Source organism: Phreatobacter sp. (assembly GCF_027532945.1).
In the GTDB taxonomy this organism is placed as follows: domain Bacteria; phylum Pseudomonadota; class Alphaproteobacteria; order Rhizobiales; family Phreatobacteraceae; genus Phreatobacter.
This window is the reverse complement of the sequence record NZ_JAPZTZ010000003.1, coordinates 207046-219451: the sequence shown is the minus strand read 5'-3', so window position 1 is coordinate 219451 and position 12406 is coordinate 207046. Positions and strand designations below refer to the sequence as shown.

Here is a 12406-nt window from a genome sequence, read left to right as displayed (position 1 = left end):
GCGGTCCCATGTCCATGAACAACCAGGGTCGTCCCACCGCCGCCGGCGAGGCCGGTGCCGCCTCCGCCCACCCGACCTTCACCGGCAACAAGGCGCTGCAGATCGAGGAAGCGCTGATCTTCGAGATCGGCCGTCCCGAGGTCACCGGCGTCGATATGCCGGAGCCGAAGAAGGTGAAGTCGCGCCTCGGCAAGCTCGCCCGCAAGGAGCCGATCGACCTGCCGGGCCTCTCCGAGCCGGAGACGATGCGCCACTACGTGCGCCTCAGCCAGAAGAACTTCGGCATCGACACCGGGCTCTTCCCGCTCGGCTCCTGCACGATGAAGCACAATGCCCGCCTCAACGAGAAGATGGCGCGCCTGCCCGGCTTCGGTGACATCCATCCGCTCCAGCCGGTCTCGACCGTGCAGGGCGCGCTGGAGCTGATCGACCGCCTCGCCGACTATCTCAAGGAGCTCACCGGCATGCCTGCCGTGGCGATGAGCCCCAAGGCCGGCGCCCATGGCGAGCTCGCCGGCATGATGGCGATCAAGGCGGCGCTGGAGGCCAAGGGCGAGGGCCATCGCAAGACCGTTTTGGTTCCGGAATCCGCCCACGGTACCAATCCCGCCACCGCGGCCCTCATTGGCTTCGAGGTGAAGGCGGTCCCGGCCCAGGCCGACGGCACGGTCCATGTCTCCGACGTCAAGGCGGCGCTGACGCCGGACGTTGCGGCGATCATGCTCACCAACCCCAACACCTGCGGCATCTTCGAGAAGGAGATCGTCGAGATCGCCAAGGCGATCCATGACGCCGGGGCTTATTTCTACTGCGACGGCGCCAACTTCAACGCGATCGTCGGCAAGGCCCGCCCGGGTGACCTCGGCGTCGACGCCATGCACATCAACCTGCACAAGACCTTCTCGACGCCCCATGGCGGCGGCGGTCCGGGTGCCGGTCCCGTCGTGCTGTCGGAGCGCCTCGCGGCCTTCGTGCCCTATCCCTTCATCCGCGCCGGCAAGGGCTTCTCGCTGGTGGAGGAGGGCGGCAAGCTCGACAAGGGCGAGATGCCCTTCGGCCGCATGTCGGCCTTCCACGGCCAGATGGGCATGTTCGTCCGCGCACTCGCCTATATGCTCAGCCACGGCGCCGATGGCATGAAGCTGGCCTCCGAGGATGCGGTGCTCAACGCCAACTACATCCGCGCCTCGCTCGCCGACCTGATGAGCCTGCCCTTCGGCAACCAGCCCTGCATGCACGAGGCGCTGTTCGACGACGAGTGGCTGAAGAACACCGGCGTTTCCACGCTCGACTTCGCCAAGGCGATGATCGACGAGGGCTACCACCCGATGACCATGTATTTCCCGCTGGTCGTCCACGGCGCCATGCTGATCGAGCCGACGGAGTCGGAATCGAAGGCCTCCCTCGACCTCTTCATCGCCACGCTGCGCGACCTCGCCCTGTCGGCGAAGCGCGGCCAGGTCGAGCGCTTCAAGAACGCGCCGTTCCATGCGCCGCGCCGCCGCCTCGACGAGACGCGGGCGGCCCGCAACCCGGTCCTGCGCTGGACCCGGCCGCAGCCCTATGCGGAGGCGGCGGAGTAAGCCCCGCCCCGTCTGCCCAAAGCAGAAGCCCGGCCATCGGCCGGGCTTCGTCGTTTCCGCCTGTCGAGGACGTTCAGGCCACCGCTCGTGCGACCATATCGCCGCGGCCGGGTCGGTGCTCGGCGCCTCCGTCGGGCGCGTGGATGCCCTCAGGGCCGCGCGGCGCTTGCCTTTCCGCCCGCCTTCCCCTTAAAGGACGGCATGCGCTTCGTCGCCCGCACCGCTTCGCGAATTACCGGCCCGGCCTCCTGAAGGCCGCGCGGCCCCTCGCGTGCGCCCGGAGGTCCGGGGTTTAAGCTCTTCACCCGCTCCGACTTCTCCGCGGCCTCATCGCCGCTCGTCCCGGCCGACCCACCATGTCCGACCAGAACCCGACCGACTCCTTCGACTATTCGAAGACCCTTCTCCTGCCCGAGACGCCCTTCCCGATGCGGGCGGGCCTGCCGGAGAAGGAGCCGCAGATCCTGAAATCCTGGGAGGAGATGGACCTCTACGGGCGCCTGCGCCGCGCCTCCCGCGGCCGCGACCGCTTCGTCCTTCACGACGGCCCGCCCTATGCCAACGGCCATCTCCATATCGGCCACGCGCTCAACAAGATCCTCAAGGACATGGTGACGAAGTCGCAGCAGATGCTCGGCTTCGACAGTGACTACGTGCCCGGCTGGGACTGCCATGGCCTGCCGATCGAGTGGAAGATCGAGGAAGAATATCGCGCCAAGGGCAAGAACAAGGACGATGTTCCCGTCGTCGAGTTCCGCCAGGAATGCCGCGCCTTCGCCACCCGCTGGCTGAACATCCAGCGAGACGAATTCCAGCGCCTCGGTGTCGTCGGCGACTGGGCGAACCCCTACCAGACCATGACCTTCCACGCCGAGGCGCAGATCGCCGAGGAGATCATCAAGTTCGCCGACAGCAGCCAGCTCTATCGCGGCTCGAAGCCGGTCATGTGGTCGGTGGTCGAGAAGACCGCGCTGGCCGAGGCCGAGGTCGAGTACCACGATTACCAGAGCGACATGATCTGGGCGGCCTTCCCGGTGAAGGCCGTCGCACCCGCCGTTGCCGACACGGCGGCGCGTGACAAGCTTGCCCATCTCAGGAACGCCAGCGTCGTCATCTGGACCACCACGCCCTGGACCATCCCGGGCAACCGCGCGATCTCCTATTCGAACCGCATCGCCTATGGCCTCTACCGGGTCATGGCCTCGCCGCCTGACAACTGGGCGCGCGTCGGCAACACCTACATCCTCGCCAAGGCGCTCGCCGAGGGCGTCTTCAAGCAGGCCAAGGTCGAGGGCTTCGAACTTGTCGCCGATGTCTCCGCCGACGAACTCGCCGGCCTCACCTGCGCCCATCCGCTCGCCAATCTTGGCTACGGCTTCGAGGTGCCGCTGCTCGATGGCGACCACGTCACGGACGATGCCGGCACCGGCTTCGTCCACACGGCCCCCGGCCATGGCCGCGAGGACTTCGAGATCTGGATGGCGAGCGGCCGGATGCTCTCCGAGCGCGGCATCGAGACCCGCATCCCCTACACGGTGGACGGCGACGGCCGCCTCACCAAGGAGGCCCCCGGCTTCGAGGGCCGCCATGTCATCACCGACAAGGGCGACAAAGGTGACGCCAACCAGGCGGTCATCGACGCGCTGGTGGCCGCCGGCCGCCTCGTCGCGCGGGGCCGCCTGAAGCACCAGTATCCGCATTCCTGGCGCTCCAAGAAGCCGGTCATCTTCCGCAACACGCCCCAGTGGTTCATCGCCATGGACAAGCCCTATGCGGACGGCACGACGCTCCGCCAGCGGGCGCTGAGGGCCATTGGCGAGACGCAGTGGGTGCCGGAATCCGGTGAGAACCGCATCCGCGGCATGATCGAGAACCGTCCGGACTGGGTGGTCTCGCGTCAGCGCGCCTGGGGCGTGCCCATCGCCGTCTTCGTCAACCGCGACAGCGGCGAGATCCTGCGTGATCCGAGCGTTGACCTCCGCGTCATCGAGGCCTTCCGCCAGGAGGGCGCCGATGCCTGGTTCAAGGCCGGCGCCAAGGAGCGGTTCCTCGGGCCGCAATATGACGCTGCCGCCTGGGACAAGGTCGACGACGTCCTCGACGTCTGGTTCGATTCCGGCTCCACCCATGCCTTCACGCTGGAGCGGCCGCAGGACTTCCCGAACTTCGCCGGCCTCAAGCGCAAGGTCGATGGCGGCGCCGACACGGTCATGTATCTCGAAGGCTCCGACCAGCACCGCGGTTGGTTCCACTCCTCGCTGCTGGAGAGCTGCGGCACGCGAGGCCGCGCGCCCTATGACGTGGTGCTGACCCACGGCTTCGTCCTCGACGGCGAGGGCCGCAAGATGTCGAAGTCGCTGGGCAACACGGTGGCCCCGCAGGACGTCATCAAGCAGTCGGGCGCCGACATCCTGCGCCTATGGGTGGCGGCCTCCGACTATTCGGACGACCTGCGCATCGGCAAGGAGATCCTGCAGACGACCTCCGACGCCTATCGCAAGCTGCGCAACACCATCCGCTGGATGCTCGGCGCGCTCGCCCATCACGACGGCGCGCCGCTGCCCGATGTCGCCGGCCTGCCGGACCTCGAGCGGCTCATGCTGCATCGCCTCGCCGAACTCACCCCGCAGATCCACGCCGCCTATCGCGACTACGACTACAAGAAGGTCTTCGCTGCGCTGACGCAGTTCATGAACGTCGAGCTCTCGGCCTTCTATTTCGACATCCGCAAGGACCGCCTCTACTGCGATCCCGTCTCGGCGCCCGCCCGCAAGGTGGCGCTGGCGGTCATCGAGGAGATCTTCAGGGCGGTGACGACCTGGCTCGCGCCGGTCCTGTCCTTCACCGCCGAGGAGGCCTGGTGGGACCGCTATGGCCGCGACGGCTCGGTTCACCTCGAGGGCTTCTATACGGCACCCGAGGCCTGGCTCGACCCGGCCCTCGACGCCCGCTGGGAGAAGATCCGCAAGGTTCGCCGCGCCGTCACCGGCGCTCTGGAGCTGGAGCGCGCCGCCAAGCGCCTGGGGTCGTCGCTCGAGGCCGCTCCGGTGGTCCATATCGCCGATCCCGAGCTGATGACGGCGGTGGAGGGCATCGACCTTGCCGAGGTCGCCATCACCTCCGCCATCCGCGTCCTGGCGGGGGAGGGGCCGGCGGCCGCCTATCGCGCCGACGACATCCGCGGCGTCGCGGTGGAACCGGCCAAGGCGGCCGGCGTTAAATGCGCGCGCTCCTGGAAGTATTTCGATCCGGCCACCGCCGATCCCGACTTCCCGGACATCACGCCGCGCGACGCGGCGGCGATGCGCGAGTGGCAGCAGCGCCACGCGCTGTGAAGCCGGGAGCCGCGCGCAGCGGCTCCCTCTCCCGACCGACCTCCACCACCTCCCGCCGTGCGATCCGGCGGCGGCAAGGCGTGCGCGCGTCTCTCGCAATATACATCTATAACGAGAGAATATGAATGAGATACAACGCTAAGTTACACTAAGCGGGAGGTCGCGCTATGAGCGAGCGTCCCGGCCAGACCGCATGGTGCGCCCGGTCCGGGGTCCAGAGGTGGAGACTGACCCATGGCGACGTTCCATTCCTTCGACGACAAGGCCATTGCATCCGTGCTCGAGGCGACGAGTCGTCACTATGACGCTGCTGCGCTGGAGTCGAACCGCCGCGAGATCAACCCGATCGACGACGGCCACATCCGCATCGCCGCCCAGTGCATCAGCGTCACGGTCGAGAACGGCAAGATCTGTCTGAACCTGCCGCTCGGCATCGGCAAGTACTGCTTGCCGATCCCCTCGATCATCCCCGACGGCACAGCGGCCCAGGCCTGCCTCGACATCTGCACCACCTGGGGCATTCCCACGGGCGTCAGGGTGACGGTGAGCGTCGCCGGCAAGGTCATCCTGGAGAAGACCTTCCTGAAGTGCTGATGGGGCCCGAAGGGCTCTTGCAGGGGCGGCGCGGCCGGCGACGGCGGCGCCGCCTTCATTGCTTTGTCGGCGACAATGCAGGGTTGTACCGGGCTCTTCGCGCCGGCAGCGGACCGCGGACTTTCCCTTAAGCGTCAATCCCTCTGTCAAAACCCGGTCTCGCCGGGCGAGGCGGCGTGTGATCATGAGCGGAGGAATCGGGTCAGGGCGGGCATCCGCACCGCGAGGTCATCATGGGAGAAGACGGGCCGGCGGCGTCGCCAGCACGCACCCGCTATGCGGTTGTGCCATTCATCCGGCGTGGGCCGCAGATGGTGGTGGAGGACATCCATTATCTCGACACCTACGAACAGGCGCAGGTGGTGGCGCGCTTCGTGGCCGCGCGGCGTCCCGGCGTGCTCGTCCTTTCGGTCGCCGCGACGAATGGCGGCGACGACCCGGAGATCGCCGTATTGGAACGCATCGGCTCCGGCCTGTCGGGGGCCGGCGCCTGGCTGCATTGAGATGGCGCGGCGCCGCGCACGGCACCACGATTGACGTCATCCGGACCGGGACGACCCCGGTCCGTCGCCGATGCGGATCGTCAGGCCAGCTTCAGCTGGTCAGCCGACTGCTTGCCGGTGCGGCGGTCGGTGGCGAGCTCATACGACACCTGCTCGCCCTCGCGAAGGTCGTTGAGACCAGCGCGCTGCACGGCCGAGATGTGCACGAACACATCCTTGCCGCCGTCGGACGGCTGGATGAAGCCGTAGCCCTTCTGGGGGTTGAACCACTTCACGGTCCCGGTCGCCATGGAATGCTCCTCGATGTTGGCGGTGGAGGGATTGTCAGGCAGCCCGTGGGCGGGACTGCGGACGCCTGGCAGGCTTCTTCGCCGGCGGGCGGAATTCGGTCCGCTGTGCCGGCGACGAGGCCTGGATGGGAGACGCCGCCACGGCGAGGCGCACGCGCGTCAGTTTCTCGATCGCGGCGAGGTGGCCGCGCTCTGAAGTATCACAGAAGGCAAGAGCGATGCCCGTCCGGCCGGCGCGGCCGGTGCGGCCGATGCGGTGGACGTAGCTCTCGGGCTCGTTGGGCAGGTCGAAGTTCACCACGTGGGTGACCTCCGCCACGTCGATGCCGCGGGCGAAGAGGTCAGTGGCCACCAGGATGCGGCACTCGCCGGACTTGAAGGCCGCGAGCGCGCGCTGGCGGGCGTTCTGGCTCTTGTTGCCGTGGATGGCGTCGGCCGAGAAGCCGGACTTCACGAGCTGCCCGGCAAGGCGGTTCGCCCCGTGCTTGGTGCGCGTGAAGACAACGACGCGGGCAAGCGCCGGGTCGGTGAGCAGTTTCTCGAGGAGCTGACGCTTGTCGGACGTGCCGACATGGAAGACGTGCTGCTCGATGGCCTCGACCGTGACGATTTCCGGCGTGACCTCGACCCGCATCGGCTCCCAGAGCATGTCGCGGGCGAGCTTGGCCACTTCCGTCGGCATGGTGGCGGAGAACAGCATGGACTGGCGCTGCTCGGGGAGCTTGGCGAGGATCTTCCGGACGTCGCGGATGAAGCCCATGTCCAGCATCCGGTCCGCCTCGTCGAGGACGAGGTGGGTGACCGTGTCGAGCCGCACGAGGCCCTGGCCCATCAGGTCGATGAGACGGCCGGGGGTCGCCACCAGCACGTCGATGCCACGGGCGATGGCCTGGGCCTGCGGGTTCTGCCCGACGCCGCCGAAGATCACCGCATGGCGCAGCTTCAGGTGCTTGGACAGGCGGGTGACGTTGTCGAAGATCTGCAGCGCGAGTTCGCGCGTCGGCGCGAGCACAAGGGCACGAACGCCCTTGGCCGGCAGGGGAACGCGGTCCTCGGAGAGGTGCTGCAGGATCGGCAGGCTGAAAGCCGCGGTCTTGCCGGTGCCGGTCTGGGCGATGCCGATGAGATCGTGATCGTCCAGCAGATGAGGGATGGCCTTCGCCTGGATCGGCGTGGGCGTCTCGTACCCGGCATCACGCAGGGAACGCAAAAGTGGCTCGGCCAGGCCGAGGTCCACGAAGGATGAATTGTTCAAGAAAATCAGTCTTTCAAGTCGACCGGAAACGCGTCTTGCGTCCTCCAGTTTCACAGTCACGAACCGCGCGCCGGGCGGCCCAGACAACGTTGTCGCACCGGATATCCGGTTGTCGACGCCTGGTTACTCACAGAAGGCGGCGCAGCGCAATCACGACGATGGTGCTTGCAGCATGAGGCACGTTTGCACGCCAGTCAAGCCCGTCGTCGAAAAACGGCTCTGCAAACCTCAGAAACGGTGCTGATGTTTTTCCGAATTTCTTCGGAAAATCTTGGCGACAGCAAGAATATTCCCGGCTGCCGGACAAGGTTGGCATGGTGCACGGCCGCGCGAGACCCAAGAGGCACGTCCGTTTCGCAAGGATCCGCCAGTATGCGGGCGAGCCGCAGGCGACGGCGATCGCTGACGCCACCCTAACCCTGCGGCAGATTGTACCGACGCTCCCGGCTCATTAAGGGAGGAACGCGAAAGGCCCGCCGCCTGCGGGCCCGCCTACGGGAGAGACGTCCCATGTCCACCATCTCACGCCAGATCACGCTCGCCAGCCGTCCGCACGGTGAGCCGACGCCCGCCAATTTCGCCATCGTCGAGACGGCGCTGCCCGCGCCCGGTCCTGACCAGGTCCTGCTGAAGATCCGCTATCTCTCGCTCGACCCCTACATGCGCGGCCGCATGAACGACGCCAAGTCCTATGCCGCCCCGGTGCCGATCGGCGGCGTCATGGAGGGCGGCACGGTCGCCGAGGTGCTCGCCTCCAACAGCGAGCGCTTCCGTCCCGGCGACATCGTGCTGTCCCATTCCGGCTGGCAGTCCCACGCCATTGCCGACGCCAAGGACCTGCGCAAGGTCGATCCGAGCCTGGCGCCGATCTCGACCGCTGTCGGCGTCCTCGGCATGCCCGGCATGACGGCCTATACGGGCCTGCTCACCATCGGCCAGCCGAAGGAAGGCGAGACCGTGGTTGTCGCCGCTGCCACCGGCCCGGTCGGCTCGGCCGTCGGACAGATCGCCAAGATCAAGGGCGCGCGGGCCGTCGGCATCGCGGGCGGCGCCGACAAGGTGCGCGCGCTCACCGAGGAGTTCGGCTTCGACGTGGCGCTCGACCACCGCTCGCCGACCTTCAAGGAGGACCTGAAGAAGGCCTGCCCGAACGGCATCGACGTCTATTTCGAGAATGTCGGCGGCCATGTCTTCGACGCGGTGCTGCCGCTGCTGAACTTCTTCGCGCGCATTCCGGTCTGCGGCCTCATCGCCCAGTACAACGCGACGTCGCTGCCGGAAGGCCCTGACCGCCTGTCGCTGCTGATGCGCGACGCGCTGACCAAGCGTCTGACCATCCGCGGCTTCATCGTTCGCGACTTTGCCGACCAGTCCAAGGCCTTCTTCACCGACATGAGCCGCTGGATCGCCGAGGGCAAGGTCAAGTACCGCGAGGACGTGGTCGAGGGTCTCGACGCCGCGCCGGAGGCCTTCATCGGCCTGCTCAAGGGCAAGAACTTCGGCAAGCTGGTCGTGAAGGTCGGCTGACGGTAGGGCGCCCCGCCGCTCCCGCTCAGGCGGGAGCGGTGGCGAGCGCCAGGTCGTTCTCCGGCACCTCGTGATCCGCCGGCTTGCCCGGCAGGCCGGCCCCCTTGGCGAGGCTCGCGACCGCCGCCGCGACGCCGCCGGAGCCGTGGGGAATGTTCAGCGCCTGGAGCGCCATCTCCACCGCCGAGAGCGTACCGAGCACCATCGGCGCATTGGTGTGGCCCATATGGGCGATGCGGAAGGCCCGGCCCGAGAGCTCGCCGATGGCCGAGCCGAGCGTCACGCCGCAGATGCGCTGGGTGTAGGTGGCAATCGCCTCGGCATCGGCCCCCTGCACCAGGACCGGTGTCACCGAGGCTGAGCGCTGCGACGGCTCGAGGATGTTGCAGGCGATAACCTGGCCCTCGGCCCACTTGCCGATGGCGGCATGGGTCGCCTCGGCGAGGAGCGCATGGCGCTTCCACACGGCGGGCAGGCCCTCTTCCATGATCATGTCGAGCGCGGCGCGCAGCGCGAAGAGCAGGTGCTCCGGCGGCGTGCCGCAATATTTCATGTAGTGCTCCTTGCCCTGGCGCGCCGTCCAGTCCCAGTAGAGCGTCTTCATATCAGCGGTCTCGTGCGCCTTGTGCGCCTTGTCGTTGGCGGCGACGAAGGCGAGGCCGGGCGGCGTCATCAGCCCCTTCTGCGAGGCCGACATGGCGACGTCGATGCCCCACTCGTCCATGGCGAAGGGCATGCAGGCGAGCGAGGCGACGCCATCCACCAAGAACAGGGCGGGATGGCCTGCCGCGTCGATAGCGCGGCGCACGGCCTTGACGTCGTTGACGACGCCCGAGGCCGTGTCGATCTGCACCATCAGGATCGCCTTGATGGAATGGGAGGTGTCGCGACGCAGCCGCTCCTCGACCTGGGCCGGGTCGATGGCCGCCCGCCAGGAGCCTTCCATCACCTCGACATCGGCGCCCATGAACGCGGCCATCTGGCCCCAGCCGATGGCGAAGCGGCCGCTCGCCAGCACCAGCACCTTGTCGCCGCGCGACAGCACGTTGGAGATCGCTGCCTCCCAGCCGCCATGGCCGTTGGCGGCGTAGATATAGGTCCGCGCCTTGGTGCCGAAGATGGTCTTGAGGTCGGCCAGGAGGCTGTCCGTCAGCGCCACCATCGGGCCGGAATAGATCTCCTCGGCCGGCCGCATCATCGCCTGCAGCACGCGGTCGGGAACATTGGTCGGGCCGGGAATGGCGAGCAGGGTACGGCCGTTGGCGACGCTCATGGAATGTCCTCTGCCGGTCGGCGGTGAGAAGGATGTGCCCCTCCGGTAACGACAGGGCGCGAGACGCGCAAGCCGCGCGGCGGCGGAGCTGTCGCGCGGAACGCCGAGGAGCCTCAGGCCGGTCCGTGCTTGGCGACGAGATCGGCGGGCAGCGCGATCCCCTCGGCCTCGGCTTTCTGCCGCAGCGCCAGGCGACGCTGGCCGGGAAGGCGCGCGCCGGCCTGCGCCTCGATGGCGGCGGCAAGCGTGGTGATCCGCTCGCCGAAGCCGGCATGGCCGAAGCCCGCCGGGTCGATGGCCAGAATGGTCTGGCCGGTGCCGGGCGGCGGGCCCTTGTCGTCGAGGAAGGAGGACGCCTCGAAGGCGAGATGGGCGCCGGTGAGGGCTGCCGCCAGCACCTCGACCATGAGGGCGAGGGCCGTCCCCTTCGGCCCGCCCAGCGCCACCATCGTGCCCTTCAGCGCCTTGGCGGCATCCGTCGTCGGCTGGCCCTCGGCATCGAGCGCCCAGCCCTCCGGGATCGCCTCGCCCTTCTGGTTGGCGGCGACGATGTTGCCGCGCGCAACCGTGGACAGCGCCAGATCAACCACGATCGCGGGGCGACCGGGCAGGGGGCAGGCGAAGGCGATGGGGTTGGTGCCGTAGACAGCTTTCGTGCCGCCCGCCGGCGCGATGGCCTCGGGCGTGTTGGCGAAGAACAGGGCGATGAGGCCGCGGTCGGCCAGAGCCTCGACATGCGCGCCGAGGGCGCCGGCATGGTTGGAGCGGGCGATGGTCGCTGCGGCGATGCCGGTCTCCGCCGCAATGGCCGGGAGTTCGGCCAGCGCGAGGTCAACGGCCGGATAGGCGAAACCATTGGCGGCATCGATGGCGAGCGTCGCGGCGCGCACGCGCTTGGTGGTCGGCACAGCGGCGCCATCAATCTTGCCGCTCGTGAGCATGGTCAGATAGGTCGGGATGCGCGACAGGCCGTGACCCTTCAGCCCCTCCGCCTCGGCGCGCACCAGCGCCGCCGCGACCGAACGGGCGGCTTCGGCACGGGCGCCGTTCCCGATGAAGATCCCGGCGACCCAGGCGCGCGCCGCCTCCAGCGTGACCTTGCTCATGAACGGCGCTCCTCGAGCACGCGGCGGACATTGGCGGCGGTGACCGAGGAGACACGCACATTGCTCTCCACCGTCACCCCGGCAATGTGGGGGGTGAGGATGAGGTTGGGGCAGCCGGTGAGCGGTGATCCCGCCTTCAGCGGCTCCACATCGAAGACATCGAGGGCTGCCCCGGCAATGGTCCCGGCGCGGAGAGCCGCGGCGAGCGCGGCCTCGTCCACGACGCCGCCGCGGGCGGCGTTCACCAGCACCGCGCCGGGCTTCATGGTGGCGAGGCGCCTGGCATCGATGAGGTTGCGGGTCTCGGGTGTCAGCGGCACGTGCAGGCTCACCGCATCGGCCTCGGCCACCAGCGCGTCGAGGCTCACGGAGCGCGCGCCGATCCGTCCCCAGGCGGGGTCGTCGGCGGCAACGAAGGGATCGGCGGCGATGATGTCCATGCCGAGCGCCTTGGCGCGCACGGCCGTCTCGCGCGCGATGGCGCCGAAGCCGACGAGCCCGAGCACCTTGCCCGAGATCTCGCGGCCCATCAGCCGTTCGCGCGGCCAGGTGCCGGCGGCAACGTCGGCGGTGGCGTAATAGGCGCCGCGCAGCAGGACCATGATCGTCGTCACCGCCCATTCCGCGACGGAGACGTCGTTGGCCCCGGTCGCCGGCAGCACGGCAATGCCGCGCGCCTTGGCAGCCTCGACATCGATATTGTCGAGCCCGACGCCGAGCCGGCCGATGGCCTCGAGCTTCGCGCCCGCCGCCAGCAGCGCGCCGCGCACCTGCGTGCGGTTGCGCACGATCAGCGCCCGCGCGCCGGCAATCAGGCGCGCAAGCTCGTCTGGCCGGTCCACCAGCCCCTTGTCATAGGTGACGGAAAAATCGCGCCTGAGGTCCTCGACCGCCGCCTCGTCCATGAATTCAGAGATGACGATGTCGGTCATGCCGGGCC

11 protein-coding genes are annotated in these 12406 nt (G+C 68.4%); 5 read left to right on the top strand and 6 right to left on the bottom strand.

The window, feature by feature from the left end; genetic code table 11:
* The first annotated feature begins 8 nt into the window (after positions 1-8).
* The 4 genes from gcvPB to O9344_RS02155 all read left to right on the top strand — a co-directional run bounded on the left by gcvPB (position 9) and on the right by O9344_RS02155 (position 6015).
* Positions 9-1583: an aminomethyl-transferring glycine dehydrogenase subunit GcvPB gene (gene gcvPB / locus O9344_RS02170; RefSeq protein ID WP_298472215.1), complete on the top strand. Its 1575-nt coding sequence runs from the start codon at positions 9-11 to the stop codon at positions 1581-1583.
* Between the two features lie 356 nt (positions 1584-1939).
* Positions 1940-4918, top strand: coding sequence for an isoleucine--tRNA ligase (gene ileS, locus O9344_RS02165; RefSeq protein WP_298472213.1), 2979 nt, complete (start codon positions 1940-1942; stop codon positions 4916-4918).
* 234 nt (positions 4919-5152) lie between these two features.
* Entirely contained in the window at positions 5153-5512 is a 360-nt protein-coding gene (locus tag O9344_RS02160) for a hypothetical protein (RefSeq protein ID WP_298472211.1), read from the top strand.
* 233 nt (positions 5513-5745) lie between these two features.
* Complete coding sequence (locus O9344_RS02155) at positions 5746-6015, top strand: hypothetical protein (RefSeq protein ID WP_298472208.1); 270 nt, start codon at positions 5746-5748, stop codon at positions 6013-6015.
* 80 nt (positions 6016-6095) lie between these two features.
* Here O9344_RS02155 and O9344_RS02150 read toward each other — a convergent pair whose 3' ends face one another.
* The 3 genes from O9344_RS02150 to O9344_RS02140 form a co-directional block, all read right to left on the bottom strand.
* Positions 6096-6305 carry a cold-shock protein gene (locus O9344_RS02150; protein ID WP_106747540.1) on the bottom strand — a complete coding sequence of 70 codons (210 nt, stop codon included), beginning with the start codon at positions 6303-6305 and terminating at the stop codon, positions 6096-6098.
* 34 nt (positions 6306-6339) lie between these two features.
* Positions 6340-7560 (bottom strand): DEAD/DEAH box helicase, encoded by a 1221-nt coding sequence (locus tag O9344_RS02145; RefSeq protein WP_298472204.1) that lies wholly within the window; start codon positions 7558-7560, stop codon positions 6340-6342.
* A 127-nt stretch (positions 7561-7687) separates the two neighbouring features.
* Complete coding sequence (locus O9344_RS02140; RefSeq protein WP_298472202.1) at positions 7688-7876, bottom strand: hypothetical protein; 189 nt, start codon at positions 7874-7876, stop codon at positions 7688-7690.
* Between the two features lie 194 nt (positions 7877-8070).
* Here O9344_RS02140 and O9344_RS02135 point away from each other — a divergent pair, with 194 nt between their 5' ends.
* Positions 8071-9087 (top strand): NADP-dependent oxidoreductase, encoded by a 1017-nt coding sequence (locus tag O9344_RS02135; RefSeq protein ID WP_298472200.1) that lies wholly within the window; start codon positions 8071-8073, stop codon positions 9085-9087.
* A gap of 25 nt (positions 9088-9112) precedes the next feature.
* Here O9344_RS02135 and O9344_RS02130 read toward each other — a convergent pair whose 3' ends face one another.
* The 3 genes from O9344_RS02130 to O9344_RS02120 all read right to left on the bottom strand — a co-directional run bounded on the left by O9344_RS02130 (position 9113) and on the right by O9344_RS02120 (position 12398).
* Entirely contained in the window at positions 9113-10360 is a 1248-nt protein-coding gene (locus tag O9344_RS02130) for an aminotransferase class V-fold PLP-dependent enzyme (protein WP_298472198.1), read from the bottom strand.
* 113 nt (positions 10361-10473) lie between these two features.
* The gene (locus O9344_RS02125) at positions 10474-11466 is read right to left on the bottom strand and encodes an Ldh family oxidoreductase (RefSeq protein ID WP_298472196.1); all 993 of its coding nucleotides are present in this window, start codon (positions 11464-11466) and stop codon (positions 10474-10476) included.
* Complete coding sequence (locus tag O9344_RS02120; RefSeq protein WP_298472194.1) at positions 11463-12398, bottom strand: hydroxyacid dehydrogenase; 936 nt, start codon at positions 12396-12398, stop codon at positions 11463-11465. The genes O9344_RS02125 and O9344_RS02120 overlap by 4 nt, the downstream gene beginning before the upstream one ends.
* Positions 12399-12406: the final 8 nt, after the last annotated feature.